General features: G+C 66.4%; 23 protein-coding genes. 18 read left to right on the top strand and 5 right to left on the bottom strand.

From position 1 onward, the window contains the following. The 7 genes from AC1DZY_RS24125 to AC1DZY_RS24155 all read left to right on the top strand — a co-directional run. A partial coding sequence (locus AC1DZY_RS24125; protein WP_476822696.1) for a transposase occupies nt 1-213 on the top strand: 213 nt, incomplete at its 5' end. A 230-nt stretch (nt 214-443) separates the two neighbouring features. After that, entirely contained in the window at nt 444-830 is a 387-nt protein-coding gene (locus tag AC1DZY_RS24130; protein WP_476822697.1) for a DUF488 domain-containing protein, read from the top strand. A 51-nt stretch (nt 831-881) separates the two neighbouring features. After that, complete coding sequence (trpA, locus tag AC1DZY_RS24135) at nt 882-1727, top strand: tryptophan synthase subunit alpha (RefSeq protein ID WP_476822698.1); 846 nt, start codon at nt 882-884, stop codon at nt 1725-1727. Nucleotides 1728-1765: 38 nt separating this feature from the next. Then, the gene (accD, locus tag AC1DZY_RS24140; RefSeq protein WP_476822699.1) at nt 1766-2665 is read left to right on the top strand and encodes an acetyl-CoA carboxylase, carboxyltransferase subunit beta; all 900 of its coding nucleotides are present in this window, start codon (nt 1766-1768) and stop codon (nt 2663-2665) included. 34 nt (nt 2666-2699) lie between these two features. Then, on the top strand, nt 2700-4022 hold the full coding sequence (locus AC1DZY_RS24145) for a bifunctional folylpolyglutamate synthase/dihydrofolate synthase (protein WP_476822700.1): 1323 nt from the start codon (nt 2700-2702) through the stop codon (nt 4020-4022). Between the two features lie 41 nt (nt 4023-4063). Beyond that, nucleotides 4064-4906, top strand: coding sequence for an aldo/keto reductase (locus AC1DZY_RS24150; RefSeq protein WP_476822701.1), 843 nt, complete (start codon nt 4064-4066; stop codon nt 4904-4906). A 158-nt stretch (nt 4907-5064) separates the two neighbouring features. Continuing rightward, the gene (locus AC1DZY_RS24155) at nt 5065-5721 is read left to right on the top strand and encodes a L,D-transpeptidase (RefSeq protein ID WP_476822702.1); all 657 of its coding nucleotides are present in this window, start codon (nt 5065-5067) and stop codon (nt 5719-5721) included. A 9-nt stretch (nt 5722-5730) separates the two neighbouring features. Here the strand turns inward: AC1DZY_RS24155 and AC1DZY_RS24160 are convergent, their stop codons facing one another. Together AC1DZY_RS24160 and AC1DZY_RS24165 are read right to left on the bottom strand one after the other, a co-directional pair. Further along, the gene (locus AC1DZY_RS24160; RefSeq protein ID WP_476822703.1) at nt 5731-6618 is read right to left on the bottom strand and encodes an aldose epimerase family protein; all 888 of its coding nucleotides are present in this window, start codon (nt 6616-6618) and stop codon (nt 5731-5733) included. A gap of 14 nt (nt 6619-6632) precedes the next feature. Beyond that, a complete protein-coding gene (locus AC1DZY_RS24165; protein ID WP_476822704.1) occupies nt 6633-7400 on the bottom strand; it encodes an IclR family transcriptional regulator domain-containing protein in 768 nt (255 codons plus the stop codon). Nucleotides 7401-7482: 82 nt separating this feature from the next. Between AC1DZY_RS24165 and AC1DZY_RS24170 the strand changes: the two genes are divergently transcribed. The 7 genes from AC1DZY_RS24170 (at nt 7483) to AC1DZY_RS24200 (ending at nt 13024) form a co-directional block, all read left to right on the top strand. After that, entirely contained in the window at nt 7483-8340 is an 858-nt protein-coding gene (locus tag AC1DZY_RS24170; RefSeq protein WP_476822705.1) for a CoA transferase subunit A, read from the top strand. Between the two features lie 4 nt (nt 8341-8344). Then, nucleotides 8345-9121: a CoA-transferase subunit beta gene (locus tag AC1DZY_RS24175; RefSeq protein WP_476822706.1), complete on the top strand. Its 777-nt coding sequence runs from the start codon at nt 8345-8347 to the stop codon at nt 9119-9121. Beyond that, nucleotides 9118-9828: a protocatechuate 3,4-dioxygenase subunit beta gene (pcaH, locus tag AC1DZY_RS24180; RefSeq protein WP_476822707.1), complete on the top strand. Its 711-nt coding sequence runs from the start codon at nt 9118-9120 to the stop codon at nt 9826-9828. The genes AC1DZY_RS24175 and pcaH overlap by 4 nt, the downstream gene beginning before the upstream one ends. Beyond that, a complete protein-coding gene (gene pcaG / locus AC1DZY_RS24185) occupies nt 9818-10405 on the top strand; it encodes a protocatechuate 3,4-dioxygenase subunit alpha (protein ID WP_476822708.1) in 588 nt (195 codons plus the stop codon). The genes pcaH and pcaG overlap by 11 nt, the downstream gene beginning before the upstream one ends. A gap of 111 nt (nt 10406-10516) precedes the next feature. Further along, on the top strand, nt 10517-11413 hold the full coding sequence (locus AC1DZY_RS24190; RefSeq protein ID WP_476822709.1) for a 2-dehydro-3-deoxygalactonokinase: 897 nt from the start codon (nt 10517-10519) through the stop codon (nt 11411-11413). Further along, entirely contained in the window at nt 11410-12318 is a 909-nt protein-coding gene (locus AC1DZY_RS24195) for a ribokinase (RefSeq protein ID WP_476822710.1), read from the top strand. The genes AC1DZY_RS24190 and AC1DZY_RS24195 overlap by 4 nt, the downstream gene beginning before the upstream one ends. 178 nt (nt 12319-12496) lie before the next feature. Then, the gene (locus tag AC1DZY_RS24200) at nt 12497-13024 is read left to right on the top strand and encodes a retropepsin-like aspartic protease family protein (RefSeq protein WP_476822711.1); all 528 of its coding nucleotides are present in this window, start codon (nt 12497-12499) and stop codon (nt 13022-13024) included. A gap of 113 nt (nt 13025-13137) precedes the next feature. Here AC1DZY_RS24200 and AC1DZY_RS24205 read toward each other — a convergent pair whose 3' ends face one another. From AC1DZY_RS24205 to AC1DZY_RS24215, 3 genes are all read right to left on the bottom strand, one after another. Beyond that, nucleotides 13138-13758 (bottom strand): TadE/TadG family type IV pilus assembly protein, encoded by a 621-nt coding sequence (locus AC1DZY_RS24205; protein ID WP_476822712.1) that lies wholly within the window; start codon nt 13756-13758, stop codon nt 13138-13140. Nucleotides 13759-13775: 17 nt separating this feature from the next. Then, nucleotides 13776-14393, bottom strand: coding sequence for a TadE/TadG family type IV pilus assembly protein (locus AC1DZY_RS24210; RefSeq protein WP_476822713.1), 618 nt, complete (start codon nt 14391-14393; stop codon nt 13776-13778). 223 nt (nt 14394-14616) lie between these two features. Next, complete coding sequence (locus AC1DZY_RS24215) at nt 14617-15204, bottom strand: pilus assembly protein N-terminal domain-containing protein (RefSeq protein WP_476822714.1); 588 nt, start codon at nt 15202-15204, stop codon at nt 14617-14619. Between the two features lie 413 nt (nt 15205-15617). On the opposite strand from AC1DZY_RS24215, the gene AC1DZY_RS24220 reads away from it, so the two are divergent. The 4 genes from AC1DZY_RS24220 (at nt 15618) to AC1DZY_RS24235 (ending at nt 18823) form a co-directional block, all read left to right on the top strand. Next, nucleotides 15618-15782 carry a Flp family type IVb pilin gene (locus AC1DZY_RS24220; RefSeq protein WP_476822715.1) on the top strand — a complete coding sequence of 55 codons (165 nt, stop codon included), beginning with the start codon at nt 15618-15620 and terminating at the stop codon, nt 15780-15782. A gap of 173 nt (nt 15783-15955) precedes the next feature. Next, nucleotides 15956-16489 carry an A24 family peptidase gene (locus AC1DZY_RS24225; protein WP_476822716.1) on the top strand — a complete coding sequence of 178 codons (534 nt, stop codon included), beginning with the start codon at nt 15956-15958 and terminating at the stop codon, nt 16487-16489. A gap of 121 nt (nt 16490-16610) precedes the next feature. Then, nucleotides 16611-17390 (top strand): Flp pilus assembly protein CpaB, encoded by a 780-nt coding sequence (gene cpaB, locus AC1DZY_RS24230; protein ID WP_476822717.1) that lies wholly within the window; start codon nt 16611-16613, stop codon nt 17388-17390. Further along, a complete protein-coding gene (locus AC1DZY_RS24235) occupies nt 17387-18823 on the top strand; it encodes a type II and III secretion system protein family protein (RefSeq protein ID WP_476822718.1) in 1437 nt (478 codons plus the stop codon). Before cpaB ends, AC1DZY_RS24235 begins: the two co-directional genes overlap by 4 nt. The last annotated feature ends 35 nt before the right edge of the window (nt 18824-18858 follow it).

Genomic DNA, 18858 nt, shown 5'->3' on the forward strand with positions numbered 1-18858 from the left:
GGTTCCTCTTCCTGCCGCCCTCTCTTCCTGCCGCCCTATAGCCCCGATCTCAACCCGATCGAGATGGCCTTCGCCAAGCTCAAGGCGCACCTGCGAGCCGCCCAGGCACGAACCTTCGACGCCCTCTGGAGGGCCGTCGGAAACATCTGCGAACTCTTCTCGCCAGCCGAATGCCGAAACTTCTTCAAACACGCAGGATATGCGTATGATTAACCGTCCGATGCTCTAGATGGGCTCTATTCTGATGTACGGCTTTCCGTAGCGCGTCACGAAAAAGCGCCGGCCTTGTTCAACCACTTTCAGCAATCGACGGATGTGCCGCGCTGCTTTTGTCGCTGTTATGCTCCAGATCATGACAACTCTCGCGTGCGTTTTTGATCTGACATGCGCAATTCGGCTAGAGAGACGCACGGTTCCCGAAAGGGTGGAGTGAAGCGGCTCCCATGACCCTTCGCATCGTCCGCCTCGGCACGCCCCGCCACCCCAACGAAGGCACGCGCATCGGTACGGTGCGTCGTCCGCCGCGCGGCGTGCGCAAGGAGCGCTTTGCCGCCGATGACTGGTTCGACGTCTGGTATCCCGAACTTTCGCCGAGCGCAGACCTCGTCGCGACGGCGCAGGCTGCGCAAACGGACAAGGAATGGGCCGGCTTCGTCCGTGTCTTCAAAGCCGAGATGGCGCAGCCTGCGGCGGGCCGCACGCTCGATCTTATCGCCGTGCTGTCGCACAAGGCCAATCTCTCGGTCGGCTGCTATTGCGAGGACGAAGCCCGCTGCCATCGCTCGGTTCTGCGCCTGCTGCTGGCCGAGCGCGGCGCGGCGATCGGCTGAGAGCGTCCGCCCTCTCGCCAACCCCGCCCCCGCCATGCTAACCGCAGCTTCATGACGACAGACCCGACCCGCATCCAGAACCGCTTCGCCGCCTGCGCCACTGAGGGCCGTGCCGCGCTCGTGACCTTCGTCACCGCCGGCGATCCCGACATTGAAACGTCGAGCGCGATCCTCGCGGCGCTTCCCGGAGCTGGGGCCGACATCATCGAGCTCGGCGTGCCCTTTACCGATCCCATGGCCGACGGCATTCCGGTCCAGCTCGCCGGCCAGCGCGCGCTCAAGGGCGGCCAGACGCTGAAGAAGACGCTCGCCATGGTCGAGGCTTTCCGCAAGACCGGCCACGACACGCCGATCGTGCTCATGGGCTATTACAACCCGATCTATGTCTATGGCGTCGAGCGCTTCCTGACGGATGCGAAGAAGGCCGGCATCGACGGCCTGATCGTCGTCGATCTTCCTCCCGAGGAAGACGCCGAGCTCTGCCTGCCGGCGCTGGCGGCGGGCGTGAACTTCATCCGTCTCGCCACGCCGACGACGGACGACAAGCGCTTGCCGAAAGTGCTGCAGAACACCTCTGGCTTTGTCTATTATGTCGCGGTGACCGGCGTCACCGGCAGCACGATCGCCAGTTACGACGCGGTCGGCGAGGCCGTGGCCCGGATCAAGGGCCACACCGATCTGCCCGTCGCCGTCGGTTTCGGCGTCAAGACGGCGGCCGACGCGATCGCCATCGCCAAGGGGGCGGACGGCGTCGTCGTCGGCTCCGCGCTGGTGGAGCGCGTGCGGCTTTCGCTCGATGCGGACGGCAAGGCCACGGAAAAGACGGTTTCGGCTGTCACCTCGCTGGTTGCTGAACTTGCCGCCGGTGTTCGCATGGTGGCGAAGGCTGCGGCTTGAACTGCCTCGCCTGCCCGAACATTTCGAGGATCTGATCCATGAACTGGATTTCCGAAGTCGTCCGGCCGCGGATCAAAACGCTGTTCAAGCGCGAGAGCCCGGAGAACCTCTGGATCAAATGCCCCGATTCCGGGCAAATGGTCTTCCACAAGGATGTCGAGGCCAACGGCTTCGTCATTCCCGGTTCCGATCACCATATGCGCATGACCGCGCCTGATCGGCTGCGCCTGACCTTCGACGAGGGCAAGTGGCTCGACGTCGCCTTGCCCGATGTCGCGGTCGATCCGCTGAAGTTCCGCGACGAGAAGCGCTATATCGACCGGCTCAAGGACGCCCGCACCAAGACCTCGGCGGTCGACGCCTTCAAGGTGGGTTATGGCCGCGTTCAGGGCCTGCCGATGACGCTGGCCGTGCAGGATTTCCATTTCATGGGCGGTTCGCTCGGCATGGCCGCCGGCGAGGCCTTCATCAGGGGCGCCGAGACCGCGCTTGAGAAGAAGACGCCCTATGTCGTCTTCGCGGCATCGGGCGGGGCGCGCATGCAGGAGGGTATCCTCTCGCTGATGCAACTGCCGCGCACCACGGTCGCGGTTCGCATGCTGCGCGCGGCGGGCCTGCCCTATTTCGTCGTGCTGACGAACCCGACCACGGGCGGCGTCACCGCCTCCTATGCCATGCTGGGCGACATCCACATCGCCGAACCCGGCGCACTGATCGGCTTTGCCGGCCCGCGCGTGATCGAGCAGACCATCCGCGAAAAGCTGCCTGATGGCTTCCAGCGCGCCGAATATCTCAAGGAGCACGGCATGGTCGACATGGTCGTGCATCGCCATGATTTGCCTGCGACCCTCGCCCGGCTTGGACGATTGCTGATGAAGCAGCCGGCGCCCGACGGCGCGCCCAGGCCGCTGCCGATGCCGGTGGCGGAAGCAGTCTGACGCGGGCTGCGCAGGGCGGGGGCCTGAACGCATCATGGGGTCGTCCGACACGCTGCTGGCGCGCTTTCTCGCGCTGCATCCCAAACTCATCGACCTTTCGCTCGGCCGCAGCCTGAAGCTGCTGGAGCGGCTGGGCGATCCGCACAAGCGCCTGCCGCCGGTGATCCATGTCGCCGGCACCAACGGCAAGGGCTCGACCATCGCCTTCATGCGGGCGATCCTGGAAGCGGCTGGTCTGCGCGTCCACGTCTACACCTCGCCGCATCTGGTGCGTTTCCACGAGCGCATCCGGCTGGGCGCGCCCGGCGGCGGCCGTTTCGTCGACGAGGCCGTGCTGGTCGAGGCGCTCCAGCGCTGCGAACGGGCCAATGCCGGGGAGCCGATCACCTTCTACGAGATCACCACGGCGGCTGCCTTCCTGCTTTTCCTCGATCATCCCGCCGATGTCGTGCTGCTGGAGACCGGGCTCGGCGGCAGGCTCGACACCACCAACGTCATCGCCCATCCCGCCTGCGCCGTCGTAACCCCGGTCTCGCTCGACCATGCCGAATATCTCGGCGACACCGTGATGAAGATCGCCGGCGAGAAGGCCGGCATCTTCAAGCGCGGCGCACCGGCCGTGATCGCGCCGCAGGAGCCCGAGCCGACGGCGGTTCTGGAGGCGGCGGCCGAACGCGTCGGCGCGTCGAAGATCCTGATCGGCGCGCAGGATTTCAACGTCCACGAGGATGGCGGCCGGCTGGTCTACGAGGATGGCGACGGCCTGCTCGATCTGCCCCTGCCGCGGCTCGCCGGCCGGCATCAGCACGTCAATGCCGGCACGGCCATCGCCGCCTTGCGCGCGGCCGGCTATGGCGGCCTGCCGGCAAGGGCTTTCGAGCAGGGCATGCTCGGCGCGGAATGGCCGGCGCGACTGCAGAGGTTGGCGCGCGGAAAACTCGTGGAGCTGGTGCCGCCGCGCGCCGAACTCTGGCTTGATGGCGGCCACAACCCCGATGGCGGCCGCGTACTGGCGCAGGCGATGGCCGATCTCGCCGACAAGAACCCGGCTCCGCTGGTGATGGTCGCCGGCCTGCTCTCGACCAAGGACGCGCGCGCGACGCTGGCGCATTTCAAGGGATTGGCCCAGGCGCTCTTTGCGGTGCCGATCCAGAACGCGCTGGTGGCGCGCCCGGCCGAGGAGGTCGCGAGCCTTGCGCGCGAGGTCGGTCTCCATGCGGAGGTGGCGGGCTCGGTCGAACAGGCCCTGCGCGAAATCGCGTCGCGAAGCTGGTCGGCCCCGCCGCGCATTCTGATCTGCGGCTCGCTCTATCTGGCGGGCGAGGTGCTGTCGGCCAACGGCACGCTGCCGGTGTGACGGCCGGCCTTCGGCCCGAAGCCGAGAAGAAGGAGCAACCCATGACCCGGCGCTTCGGATCGACCGGCCCCGACATCCCCACCATCGGGCAGGGCACCTGGAACATCGAGTTGTCCGACAGGCGCGAGGCCGTCGCCGCGCTGCGACGCGGGCTCGATCTCGGCCTGACCCATGTTGATACCGCCGAGATGTACGGCTCGGGCCGCTCGGAGGAGATTATTGCCGAGGCGATCGCGGGTCGCCGCGACGAGGTTTTCCTGGTCTCGAAGGTGCTGCCTCACAACGCCTCGAAGGCCGGCACGCGGGCTGCCTGCGAGCGCTCGCTCCGGCGGCTTGGGACCGACCGGCTCGACTGCTACCTGCTGCACTGGCGCGGTTCATATGCGCTTGATGAGACCTTCGCCGCCTTCGAGGCGCTGAAGGCCGAGGGCAAGATCCTGTCCTGGGGCGTCAGCAATTTCGACGTAGACGACCTCGACGAGGCGCTGGCCGTCGCGGGCCCCGGCGCAATCGCCTGCAATCAGGTGCTGTATCATCTGCGCGAGCGGGCGATCGAACATGAAGTGATGCCCTGGTGTGAGCGCAACCGCGTTGCCGTCACGGCCTACAGCCCGTTCGGGCAGGACGATTTTCCGCCGGCCTCCAGCGCGGGCGGCAAGGTTCTCTCTGACGTCGCTACCGCCCATCACGCCAGCGCCCGGCAGGTCGCGCTCGCCTTCCTGACGCGTCGCCCGTTCGTTTTCGCGATCCCCAAGGCGGCGAGACCCGCCCATGTCGAGGATAATGCCGGCGCGCTGGCGCTTCGGCTGAGCGAAGTCGAGATCGCGCGCATCGACGCGGCCTTTCCGCGCGGGCCAAAGCCGCGCTCCCTGCCGATGCTGTGAAACGCGGCGACACTCGCGCGATCGTGGAAACCACATTTTGGCTTTGCGCTTTATAGGGGTGACCGGCCGGGCTTTGCTTCAATCCATGGCGGCGGTGCATCAGCGCTCGACAACGCCGAATGATCCTTGGGTTTGCGTCTTTTCGGAGTGTTTGCGTGATGCGTCGCGTTCTCGGCATGCTGGCCGTGTTGTTCCTGTCGCTTGCCGGCCTCGCCTCGGCCAAGGCCGCGATCTCCGTGCGTGTCGATATCGCCGCCCAGCGCATGCAGGTCACCACAACCGATGGCGAAGCCTATGACTGGGCGATCTCGTCTGGCCGCAAGGGTTTTCGCTCGCCCAACGGCGTCTATCGCCCGACCCGGCTCGAAAAGAACTGGTATTCCCGCAAATATGGCGGCGCGATGCCCTATGCCGTGTTCTTCCGCGGCGGCTACGCCATCCACGGCACCTCTGCGGTCGGCGCGCTCGGTCGCCCCGCGTCGCATGGCTGCATCCGCCTGCACACGGCCAATGCCGCGAAGTTCTTCGCGCTGGTGAAGAGGCATGGCGCCGGCCAGACCAAGATCGCGTTGAACGGCGCGGCCGATGAGAGCCTTTCGCGCTTCGCCAAGGCGTCGGGCGGCACCAAGTCGAAGATCGCCAAGGCGAAGGCGAGGGAGCGCGCCGCGATTGCCCAGCAGCGCCGGTCGCCGAATTGGGGCGAGGCGCGCGAGCAGATCCTGCTGCGCCCCGCGCTGCCGGCAAGCGCCTATGGCTACCAGCCCTACAATCTGCAGCGCTATTACGAGACCGGCCCGCGCTGGCGCTATCGCTGAGACCGCGGCTCAGAGCGCTTCCGGCGCGATCCTGAGCCAGCCCGACAGCGTCTCGCCCGGCTGGAGCCGTGTCAGCGGCGACACTGTCCGCGCCGCTGCCTCGCTCGGCGAGCCGATGGCGTGGCTCTGCGGCTCGACGCAGAGGAAATCGGCGTCGGCCGGCGCCCAGACCACCGGGAAACTGAAATTCTCGCTCGCAGTCAGGGTGATGCAAAGCCCGGTCGAGGGCGTCTCGATCCGCGCCATGCCGTCCCAGCCCAGAAAGCTCCAGGCGGTCTCGTGGCCGGTCGCGAAGACCGGCTTTCCGGCATAGGGTCCGCCATCGTCGAAGCGCCGCGAACCCGTCGCGCGAAAGGCCTCGCCGAAGATAAGCGCGCCCTGCGCGGCCATACCAAGTCTAGTGTCGGGCGCGCAGGGAAACCACGGATGATGCCCCAGACCATAGGGTAGTGCCGCCCGCGCCTCATTGGTGATGGCGATTTCGATGGTCATACCGGCCTCGTCGAGCAGTATGACCTGCGTCGCGCGGTAGCGATAAGGGTCCACCCCCTCGCTCCGGCGGTGTTCCAGCACGGTATGGCCTTGGGTCTTCCGCAGGACATCCCAGGCCGATTGTCTGCCGAACCCGTGGATGTTGTTGCCGCGCCCGTCATTGTCGGGCACGCGAAAGGCATTCTCGCCATCATCTACCAGGCAATCGAAGGCGCGGTTGGCGAAGGGCGCCATCGCCCAGGTTCCGAACATGTTGGAATGGGCGGTGGTCGGCACCGCGCCATCGGGCGAATGCAGCAGTTTGTGCAACCGGCCGTCGGGTGCGCGCCAGTCCAGCGCCGCGACGATGCCGCCCATCTCGGGGACGATGCGCGCGCTGAGCGGGCCGGCTTCGAGTTCGATCATCGGATGCCCTGTCTTCATTTGACCAGTGGTTGCAGCATCCCCTGCATCGCCCGCATGCGCGGCAGGAACTGCGCCGCCATCTCGGCGGCCGAGGTGCGCTGGACCTGCCCCGAGAGATTGAATGCCGCGACGACCTCGCCGCGCGCATTCAGCAAAGGCATCGCCAACGAGACCAGCCCGAGTTCGAGTTCCTGATCGACGATGCAATGGCCCTGTGCCCTGACCTGCGCCAGGATCGTCATCAGCGCCGCCGGCTCGGTCACGGTCCGGGGCGTCCGGGCGCGCGGCTTGCCGGCGAGGATCAGCGCCCGCGCCTCGTCGGGACTGCGCGCCGCCAGCAGCACGCGGCCCATCGATGAGCAGAAGGCGGGCAGCCGCGAGCCGACGGAGAGGCCGACCGACATGATCCGGCGCTGCGCCGAGCGGGCGATATAGACGATCTCGTGCCCGTCGAGCAGGCTGGCGGAGGAGGATTCATGCGTTTCCTCCGAGAGCCGTTCGAGAAAGGGCTGGATCAGTTGCGGCAACGCCGTCGAGGAAAGCCAGGCGTAGCCGAGCCTGAGCACGCGCGGCGTCAGCCGGAAGAACTTTCCGTCGAATTCGGCATAGCCGATCTTGGTCAGCGTCAGGAGACAGCGCCGCGCGGCCGCGCGCGACAGGTCGGTCGCGCGGGCGACATCGGCGATCGTCAGCCGGTCATGCTCGGTGTCGAAGCACTCGATCACCGCCAGCCCCTTTTCCAGAGCCGCCATATGATCGCGGTCGGGGGGCTCGGCCGCCATGCTTGACCACATCTCTCCCGCATCATAAAGTGCGAAAATCAGAACATTGTGCGATTAACGCACATATTGAGGAGATGTCAAGGTGGCGGAATTCGTCTCTCTCAGCGAGGGAATCGAGGCTGTCCTGCGCGACGGCTGTTCGGTCGCGATGGAGGGGTTCACTCACCTCATCCCCCATGCGGCCGGCCACGAGGCGATCCGTCAGGCCAAAAAGCGCCTGACGCTGATCCGTATGACGCCCGATCTGGTCTACGATCAGATGATCGGCATGGGCTGCGCCGAGAAGCTGGTGTTCTCCTGGGGCGGCAATCCAGGCGTCGGCTCGCTGCATCGTTTTCGCGACGCGGTCGAGAACGGCTGGCCGCACAGGCTCGAGATCGAGGAGCACAGCCACGCCGCCATGGCCAATGCCTATGAGGCGGGCGCGGCGAACCTGCCCTTCGCCGTCTTCCGCGGCTACAAGGGCGTCGACTTGCCCAGGGTCAATCCGAAGATCAGATCGGTGAGCTGCCCCTATACCGGCGAGGTGTTGGCGACGGTGCCGGCGATCCGCCCGGATGCTGCGATCATTCACGCCCTCAAAGCCGATCGCGAGGGCAACGTCATGCTGGAAGGCATCGTCGGCGTGCAGAAGGAGGCCGTTCTGGCGGCGCAGCGTTCGCTCGTGACGGTCGAGGAAGTCGTCGATGATTTCGGCCCGCGCAACGCCAACGCCGTGATCCTGCCGGCCTGGACGGTCACCGCGATCGCTCATGTGCCGGGTGGCGCCTACCCGTCCTACGCGCAGGGCTATTACAAGCGCGCCAACGACTTCTACATCGCCTGGGACAAGATCGCCCGCGAGCGCGACACGTTTCTGGCGTGGATGAAGATGAACGTGCTGGAGAAGGGGCCGGGCGATTTCGCGCAGCATGCCCGGGCCAGGCATGAGGCGGCGTGAGGACATGACGATGACCGCCACCCCCACCGAAATGATGACCATCGCGGCCGCACGACTGCTGACCAACGACGATGTCTGCTTCGTCGGCATCGGCGCGCCTTCGGCCGCCTGCAATCTCGCTCGGCTTACCCATGCGCCGAAGATCACGCTGATCTACGAATCCGGCACGCTGTCGACGCGGCCGACCGTGCTGCCGCTCTCGATCGGCGATGGCGAACTCTGCGACACCGCTTTGACCACCGTCTCGGTGCCGGAGATGTTCCGCTATTGGCTGCAGGGCGGGCGCATCACCATCGGCTTTCTCGGTGGCGCGCAGATCGACCGTTTCGCCAATCTCAATACGACGGTCGTCGGCCCCTACGATCAGCCAAAGGTCCGCCTGCCCGGCGGCGGCGGCGCGCCCGAGATCGCGATCCATTGCCGCCAGATCTTCATCACCATGGCGATGGGCTCGCGCGCCTTCGTCGACAAACTGCCCTTCATCACCTCCTTCGGCCATGGCAAGGGCAAGGGCGACCGCGAGGCGCTCGGCCTCAAGACGCTGGGGCCGACCAGGATCATGACCGATCTCTGCGTGATGGAGCCCGATCCGGAAACCTCGGAGCTGACCGTCGTCTCGCTTCATCCAGGCGTCACGCGCGCGCAGGTCGAGGCCGGTTGCGGCTGGCCCTTGCGTTTTGCCGCCGAACTGGCGGAGACTCCGGCGGCATCCGCGCAGGAACTCTCGGTGCTGCGCGAACTGCACATCCGCACGAAGCAAGCTCACGGAGTGGCGGCATGAGCCTGATCTATCCGCGCGAAGGCCTGAAGGCGCATCCGCCCAACCTGTCGCCGCAATACCGCTCCACGATCAAACGCGCTCCGTCGCAGCCGCTGGTGCTGCTGCCGCACACCCTGTCGGAAACGACAGGGCCGGTCTTCGGCCATGCCTCGATCGCCGAAAAGGACGCCGACCTGACCCTGCAGCACGAGGGCGAACCGCTCGGCGAGCGCATCATCGTCACCGGCCGCGTGCTCGACGAGGACGGCCGCCCGGTGCCCCATACCCTGGTCGAAATCTGGCAGGCCAATGCAGGTGGCCGCTATGTCCATGTCCGCGACCAGCATCCAGCCCCGCTCGACCCGAATTTCACCGGTGCCGGGCGCGCCATGACCGATGCCGACGGGCGCTATCGCTTCGTCACGGTCAAGCCTGGCGCCTATCCGTGGGGCAATCATCACAACGCCTGGCGGCCGGCCCACATCCATTTCTCGCTGTTTGGCCATAGTTTCCTGTCGCGCGTGATTACGCAGATGTATTTTCCCGGCGATCCGCTGTTCAAATACGACCCGATCTTCCAGTCGATCACCGACGAGAAGGTCCGCGACCGGCTGGTGTCGCGCTTCGACATCGAGACGACGCAGCCGTCCTGGGCGCTGGGCTATCAGTTCGACATCGTGCTGCGCGGCCGCCACGCGACGCCGACGGAGGAGCCCCATGAGCACTGACAAGGTCGCCGGCGGTCATTTTGGCCTGACCCCGTCGCAGACCATCGGCCCTTTCTTCGCCTATGCCCTGACTCCACGCGCCTATGGCGGAGTCGAGCCGTTCAGCGAGATCATGGCCCCCGAAGGCGTCGCCGGCGAGCGCATCCGCATCGAGGGCTGCGTCTATGACGGCGACGGCGCTGTAGTCAGCGACGCCATGATCGAGATCTGGCAGGCCGATCCGCAGGGGCGTTTCCACAGCGAGGGCAATGCCGGCTTCACCGGCTTTGGCCGGGCCGAGACCAGCACCGAGGGCGTGTTCTTCTTCGAGACGGTCAGGCCCGGCGCGCTGCCGGGACCGGCAGGCGCGACGCAGGCGCCGCATCTCGGCGTCTCCGTCTTCGGCCGCGGCGTGCTGGTGCGGTTGATGACGCGGATCTACTTCTCCGACGAGGCCGCCAACGCGACCGATCCGGTTCTGGCGCTGGTGCCGGCCGAGCGCCGCGACACGCTGATTGCAAAGCGCGACGCGGCCGGCGTCTTCCGCTTCGACATTCGCCTGCAGGGCGAAGGCGAGACCGTGTTCTTCGACGGCTGAGCCAAGGCATCATGCCCGGGCTTGACCCGGGCATCTCTTGCAGGAGATTCTCAGGCCTGCGCTTCGCTTCGCCCGAGAGTGACGAGGCGGGCAACAGCCGGAGCCCAGCCTATGCCCAAACCCCTGATCGCGCTCGACTGGGGCACCACCCGCGCCCGCGCCTTCCTGATCGACGGCGACGGCGCGGTGGTCGACCGCCGCAGCGCCGATCAGGGCATCCAGTCGGTTCCGGCGGGCGGCTATCCCGCCGCCTTCGATGCGCTGGCCGGTGATTTTCGCCGCGCCCATCCCGACGCCGCGATCGTGCTCGCCGGCATGGTCGGCAGCCGCAATGGCTGGGTCGAGGCGCCCTACGTGACCTGCCCGGCCTCGCCGGAGGAGATCGCGGCAGCCGGCATGCAGGTGAGGCTGAGCGGCGGCGCGCAGGCCACGATCCTGCCAGGCCTGTCCTGCGACGGGGGGGCCTTCGACGTGATGCGCGGCGAGGAAACCCTGATCGTCGGGCTCGGTCTCGAAGATGGTCACGTCTGCCTGCCCGGTACGCATTCCAAATGGGCGCTCGTCGAAAGTGGGCGCATCAAAAGCTTCGCGAGCTTCATGACCGGTGAAATCTACGGCCTGCTGCGCGAGCATTCGATCCTGTCGCGATTGGCCACGCCCCCCGATGGCGACGATGCCGCAAGGGGCACGAAAGCAGGGCTTGCGGCGGTCACGAGACCGGGCGGTGTGCTCAACGCCGCCTTTGCGGCGCGTTCGGAGGTGCTGGCCGGGCGTGCATCGGGTGGCATGGTCGGTCCCTATCTGTCGGCACTGCTAGTGGGGCACGAGATCGCCGGCGCGCAGGCGCTGTTTGGCGTACCCGACAAGGTCCATCTCGTCGCCGACGGCGTGCTGGCGCAGAGCTATGGCGCGGCGCTGGCGGCAGCGGGGCGTGCCGCGACAGTGACGACGCCGGAGGCCGCCTTCATCGCGGGCGTGCGTCGCCTTGCTGCCGGCGTGAGCGCATGATCGTCGTCTTCGGCTCGCTCAACGTCGATCTGGTCACGCAGGTCGAGCGCCTGCCCGGCGCCGGCGAAACCGTGATCGGCCCGGGCTATCAGCTGCATCCCGGCGGCAAGGGCGCCAATCAGGCGCTTGCCGCGCGTCGGGCGGGGGCCGATGTCGCGCTCGTCGGCGCGGTCGGTCGCGACGGGTTTGCCGAGATCGCCCTGTCGCTGCTCGCCGCCGACGGCGTCGACCTCACGGGGGTCGTGCGCGTCGAAGCCCCCACGGGAGCGGCCTTCATCGCGGTCGATGCCGAGGGTTCCAACCAGATCGTCGTCGCCGCCGGTGCGAATGCGCAGGCGCGCGCCGATGGGGTGGCGACGATGGCGCTTGCCGAGGGCGACATCCTGCTGCTGCAACGCGAGGTGCCCGAAGTGGAATGCATCGCCGCGGCCAGGCTGATGCGGCGGGCCGGCGGCCGAGTGGTCCTCAACCTCGCCCCGGCCGGCAGCCCCGATCCAGCCCTGCTGGACCTGGTCGATTATCTGGTCGTCAACGAGCACGAGGCGCTGGTGCTGGCGCGGGCTTTGGGCTGGTCCGAACGCGAGCCCGACGCCGTTGCCGCCCGTGTCGACGCCGAGCGGGGCACGGCCTGTATCGTCACGCTCGGCGCGGCCGGCGTCGTCGGTTGGCAGGGCGGCGTCCGCCGCCGTCTCGACGCCCCCATTGTCGATGTCGTTGACACGGTCGCCGCCGGCGACAGTTTCACGGGCGCATTCGCTGCGGCGCTGGCGGCCGGCTACGGTCTGTCGGGCGCCTTGCAGCGCGGTCTGGCCGCAGGTTCGCTCGCTTGCACCAGCGCCGGTGCGCAGCCGAGCATCCCGCGCCGGAATGAAATCGAAGCGCTGGTCGGGACGTCGTTTCTGTAGACGTGCTTCTGTTTGCCTGACCTGGTATCGGCGGCGGGGGCAACTTGCCGTTAAGCCTGTTGCTTGCCGGATCCCGGCTTGCCGGGCGACGTCGTCAATCCAAGTGACGGCTTTCATCCTTCCGCAGGGACTGTGAGGCATCGTTCCCAGACGATTTTGCTGACGGGGACGCTTGTCGATGGCGCAGAGGCCGATCATGTGGGCGCTCGGCACGGCCGCGACGGTCGTCTATTCCGCGCTGTCTTATAGCGAGATGGTGACGGGGTCGGATGCCGCGCCCAGCGCCACCGTCATCAGCGCGCCAGCGCGCCCCGTCGTGGCAAAGCCCCCCGGCCGCCCGACAATGACCGTGGCGGCGGACTATCGCGGGCACTACCTCGTGCATCCGATGATCGACAATTTCCGCATCACCATGCTCGTCGACACGGGCGCAAGCATGGTCGCGTTGACAGCTGCAGATGCGCGCGCGCTCGGCATCAGCCTCCGTCCCGGCGACTACAAGATGGGTCTGAACACGGCCAACGGGGTGGTCAAAGGAGCGCGCGTGAACCTCCGCGAGGTCCGTCTCGGCGATATCCTCGTCCGCAACGTCGATGCCGTCGTGCTGCCGGAAGGCGCGCTCTCGATGAGCCTGCTGGGCACGTCCTTCCTCGGCAAGCTGCAGGGCTACGAGGTCCAGACCGGTCGCATGGTGCTGCGCGGCTGACAGCCGCCCAACGGTGTTCTCGCACCAGGTGGTGTGCTCGGCCGATGCTCTGGAAAGCCAGCTTCAGCCTGACGTCGCCGCCTTGAGCGGATAACGCGCCGTAGGCGAGGCGTTCAGTTGAACAGAGGGCACATGGCGACGCCGGAGCGTTCGACCTGCTCGATGCTGTTCGTGCCGCCGGCCTTGCCGATGCGGGGTCGAAGATAGATCGGGCTATCGCCCACCTTGATCGAGCCGGTGATGAGATAGCCGATCGTCGGCGTGAAATCATAGCTCGAGACCGCCATGATCAGCGAAGTGCTGGGGATGTTCATGCTGGTGGGCAGCGTCACGGTGCTGCCGCGCGCAGGCGCCGTCGAGTTGCGCTGGGCGCTCCAGCATATCTTGGCGACGCCGAGCGCGTCGATCACGATGCTGCTGACGGCCATGCGCGGCGCGACCCCGGTGAACGGGGCCATGATCGTCGTCGCGGCGTCGAAGATGTTGCTCATCTCCGTGTTCGAGATCACGGTGCTCTGGGCCGTGAGATCGCCCACGGCGCGATTCAGTTCGGTCAGCTTGCGGTCGACCATGACGCCCTGCGCCACCTCGACGATGCCGAAATAGACCGTGAGCATCACGGGCAGCAGGAAGGCGAACTCGACCGCGGCGACACCGCGTCGGTTGCGGGCGAGGCGCCGCACGAGGCCGCGCAGCGCGGCCCGGTTGCGACGAAATGAGAAGGCGCGCTTCATGTGGGCCGGCCTCAGCTTCAGGAAACGGTGTAGGGTTCGGTCCGGAACGTGGTCGAGCCGACGATGCCGCGCTTGCCCGGGCCGATATTGGCCAAGGCGGAACTCCATTGCGTGAACAGCAGCGAATATTCCTGCACGGCGCGCACAACGACGATCTGGCCCGGCTGCGGCTGGGTGTATCCCCATCCACTGGTGTTCAGGGTTCCGCCGCCGGTCGGATTGCTGCCGGCCGTGCCGGTCTGGGCCGACGAGAACGAGGAATAGCTGCGCACGTCGATGGTCAGCTTGGAGCAATCGATCAGCGCCGGCGCTCTGCCGCAGATCGCATCGCGGAACGCGGCTGCGTTGGCGGTGGCGCTGCCCTTGTAAAGTGACTGCGACTGACCGGTGAGCAGGGATCGCGAGGCCTGAGCCACGGCTTCCTCGAGCGTCTGGCTTGTCCAGAACATCAGGGCGGTTTCGAGGATCGCCGCGAGCAGCATGAAGAACGGTGTCGCGATCAGCGCGAACTCGACGATCGCCACGCCGTCCTGCGAGCGCTTGAAGCGCAGCAGCAGGCGGTCGAACCTGCGGGGCTTGCGCCCCGTGCCGCCGGCGTTCTCGCCCGCTGGCCTCTCATTCGAATGACCCGTCATGCTGTCATGCGTCCGGCTGGCGTCCTGCGGGAGCGGCGGCGCATCGGTGTCGGGACGTCTCGTCCGTTCGTGATGTCCGTCGCCGCGAGGCCAGCATCGGCCCCGGCGTGCAACATGATTACGGGAAAAGAATTTCCGATCCGTTATGGCTGTCGAAGCGCCGCAGCCAGCGCTGTTAGTCAGCGATTTACCCTGATGCCGCGCCGGTGCCGTCTGGGCTGCGTCAGCGCGTCAGTCCGCCGGTCGCCTGCGTGTTGCGGGTGCCGACCTGCCCGGTCGTCTCGACGAAATAGCGCTGCGCGTCGCCCAGCCGTGTGGCGGGCTGGCAGACCGGGCTGCAGGAATAGGTCTCGCGCTCCAGGCCGCGCTGCACCGTCAGTACCGAATCGGAAGCCGCGCCCACGCGCACGAGCGATTCCGCCAGTAGCGCGCCGCTGGCATCGAGAGCGATCAGGTTGGTGATGCCGAAGCTTTTGCCGGTGACGACCATCACGCCGTTGCGCTGGACCGAGACGTCGGCGATTGAAGGATTGCCGACGATCACGGTCTGCGCCTTCTCGGGCAGCCGCACGACCTTGGCGTGGTCGACCAGAACGGCGACCGTTTCGAGCGCGCCGGTCTGCGGGGCGGAGACGGTTGCAGGTGTGGTGGGCTTCGGGGCGGCAGGTGTTGGGGCGGCAGGTGTTGGTGCGGATTGGGCCGCGCGCGCCACACTGGTGACCGAAAGGCCGGAAATCGCCATCGCGGCGCTAAATGCGATCGCCCGGCACAGGGCTTTGCGACGCCGCGATGATCGCTCGAAAGTGGACATGGCCGACGCCCCAAGATTTCCAGTAGGGCCAGCAAAGCGCAAAATGATGAATCAATCCCTAATCGGGCCTGTCCGAGGGCTTTTCCAGCCTCCCGGCCTCACTGCCGCAGGGACATCTCGACCGCTACGAGCGATTATTCACAGGAGCGGTGTTGATATTCGCCAGATGATCATCGCGGCGTCGGTCAGATAATGTCAGTAGACGATCATATTATTGGCGTTATCCGCAAGATAAGCACTGTTTGATCTCATAAATCCAGCGTTAACCATCGGAACGATGTTTGCGGAATCGGTCGAATTCTTCTTTTCGTTTAACTGATCGGCAAGGGGCGCGGGGTAATGTGCATTTGTCGCTGACCGAAGCCGCTCAGAGCAAAGGCAGCAGTCAAACCGTGGTGCAAAAGGAGTCTCCCATGACCAACATCTTCGCTCGCTTCGTCAAGAATGAATCCGGCGCGACCGCCATCGAATACGGCCTGATCGCTTCGCTCGTCGCCGTCGCCGCCATCACGGCGATGACCTCGGTCGGCACGAAGCTGACCTCGACGTTCACGGCGATCGCCGGCTCGCTCAAGTGAGCTGAACGGAACAGGTTCCGGCTTCGCGCCGGACAGTTCCTCGAAACGCCCCGGTGACCCCGGGGCGTTTTGTACTTTCGATCTGGTTGTCCAGCATCCGGTCGGTAAGGCTTTGGTCAGGCGTTTGACCGAGCATCATCGCCGGCCTTGTCTTCGGTTCGGGAACCGCGCCCATGTCAACCGCGCCCATGTCGCTCTCGCTCATCGCGATGCTCGTCGTCTTTCCCGCCACGATGGCCTATGCTGCGGCGAGCGACCTGGTCTCGATGACGATATCGAACCGCCTCTGCCTTCTTCTCGCCGCCACCTTCGCGCTCTGCGCGGCCCTGCTCGGCCTGAGCTGGAGCGAGATCGGCTGGCATCTCGCGGCCGGCATGCTGGTTCTGACGGTCTGTTTCGGCTTCTTCGCGGCCGGCTGGATGGGCGGCGGCGACGCCAAGCTCGCCGCGGCCACCGCGCTCTGGTTCGGCTTCGAGCAGCTCATGCCCTATCTCGCCTTCGCGGCGATGGGCGGCGGCGTGCTCACGCTCGCGATCGTCTATTATCGCCGCTCGCCGCTGCCTGCGGTGACCGCCGGCTGGTCCTGGGCTCGGCGGCTGCATTCGCCCAATGAAGGCGTCCCTTACGGGATCGCTTTGGCCTTTTCGGCACTGTTCGTGCTGCCGGAAACCGCGATCTGGCGCGCCGCGATTGCGCTGGCGGTCTGATATTCTTGCCGGCGGCGGCGAGATAGCTGCAAAAAGATACTCCCGGTTAACCATAAGTTGACGATTCCAGCCGCACGATCCTCGTCGAAAGCCATCCTGCTTTGGCTGAGGGTCAGTCGCAATGAGTCCCGCCCGCATCATCATTCTCGTGGTTGCGCTGGTCGCCGGCGTCGGCGCGGCGCTTCTCATGCAGCGCCCGACCGAGGCGCCTGCTCCGGTTGCCCGCATCGAGGCGGCGCCGACCGTGCCCGTTCTCGTGGCCGCGGCCGACATTCCGATCGGCAATACGCTTACGGCTGGTGACCTGCGCTGGCTCGACTGGCCACTGGCCAGCGTTCCTGCCGGCGTCGTCCGCAAGGACGAGGCTCCCGAGGCCGAGACCGAACTGGTCGGCCAGCTCGCCCGCTTCCCGCTGCTCGGCTCCGAGCCGATTCGTCGCGAGAAGCTGATCCGCACCGACGGCACCGGCTTCCTCTCGGCCGTGCTGCCATCGGGCAAGCGCGCCATCGCCATCACCACCGACAGCCGCGGCGCCAACACGGCCGGCGGTTTCATCCTCCCCAACGACCGCGTCGACGTCGTCGCCACCATCAAGGGCGAAAACGCCGAAGTTAAGGGCGAGGCCTATCTGAGCGAGACGATCCTTCGCAATCTCCGCGTTCTCGCCATCGGCCAGAACATCCAGGAGCGCAATGGCGAGAAGGTCGTCGTCGGCGAGACCGCGACGCTCGAAGTCGAGCCCGGCCAGGTCGAAACGCTGATCCAGTCGCAGAAGGCGGGTTCCCTGTCGCTTGCTCTGCGCAGCCTCAAGGATGCCGGCGAGGTGGGGCGCACCGCCACCGCAGAAGGCGCCATGACCCTCGTCAAATACGGCATCACATTGAAGAGCGTGAAACCATGACCGTTGAACGCACTCTCCTCTCGGCCGCGCTTGCGCTCCTTCTCGCCGTTCCGGCGGTCGCACAGTCGACCGGCCCGGCTCCGGTTCTGAATGTCGGCGCCAGCGAACACGCCATCGCCCGCAAGCTCGATCTTTCGATCGGCCGCTCGCTGGTGATCGAACTTCCGCGCGACGCCAAGGAGGTCTTCGTCGCCAATCCGAAGGTCGCCAACGCGGTCGTCCGCTCGGCGCGCAAGATCTTCATCATCGGAATCGCCGACGGTGCGACCTCGATGTTCGTCATCGACGCCGAGGGCAAGCAGATTTCGGCGCTCGAGATCGAGGTTGGGCGCGATCTCAACGTCCTGCGCCAGACCCTGAAAACGGCGCTGCCCAAGGCCCAGATCGACATCAAGCCGGCTGGCAATTCGATCCTGCTGATCGGCAACGTCGCCAACGCGTCCGAGGCGACGCAGGCCGTCGACATCGCAAACGCCTTCGTCGGCACCACCGGCGGCTTCTTCTCGTCGAGCAAGGGCGCGGTGATCAATTCGCTGACGATCCGCGGCCGCGACCAGGTCATGGTCAAGGTCGTGGTCTCCGAGGTCTCGCGCAAGGCGATCAAGCAGCTCGGCATCAATTCGACCGGCGAGTGGAAACTCGGCAACTTCTCGGTCACGCCTTCGCTGGACAACCCTTTCCCGCTGCAGCCGCAGTCTCTGGCTGCGACGGCGGTCGGCGCCGGCATCGGCAACTCCACCAATTTCACGTTGCGCGCGCTCGAACGCGCCGGCCTGGCGCGCGTGCTCGCCGAGCCGATGGTCACAGCCATCTCCGGCGAGAGCGCCAAGTTCACCGCCGGCGGCGAAGTGCCGACCCCGCAGGGCGTCAACTGCCAGACCGACATCTTGTCCGGCCGCCCGCAATGTACGGTGCAGCTTATCTACAAGCCGATCGGCGTTGCGCTCAACTTCACGCCCATCGTCCTGTCCGACAACAAGATCAGCATGCGGATCRCGACGGAGGTGACGGAGCTCGACTTCGAAAACCAGATCCGCCTGACCGACAATTTGAATGCGCCGGCCTTCCGCGTCCGCAAGTCCGACACGACCGTCGAATTGCCCTCGGGCGGCACGCTGGCGACCGCCGGCTTGATCCAGCGCGTCTCGAAGCAGTCGATCAACGGCTTCCCCGGCCTGATGAACCTTCCGGTCATCGGCGTGCTCTTCCGCTCGCGCGACTACCAGCGCGAGGAGACCGAGCTCCTGATCACCGCGACGCCCTACATCGCCAAGCCGATGGAACCCAACCAGGTCCAGCGTCCCGATGACGGCTTCGTCGAGGCGCATGACGCGCAGGCGTTGCTGCTGGGTCGGTTGAACAAGATCTACGGGACGAACAGCGGACCCGTGCCGCAGGCCTACAAGGGCCGTGTCGGCTTCATTGCCGACTGAAGGCGTCGAGACGCGTGAAAGGGATGACGGGACCG

The sequence above is a fragment of the Allobosea sp. P2_A10 genome, assembly GCF_056405115.1.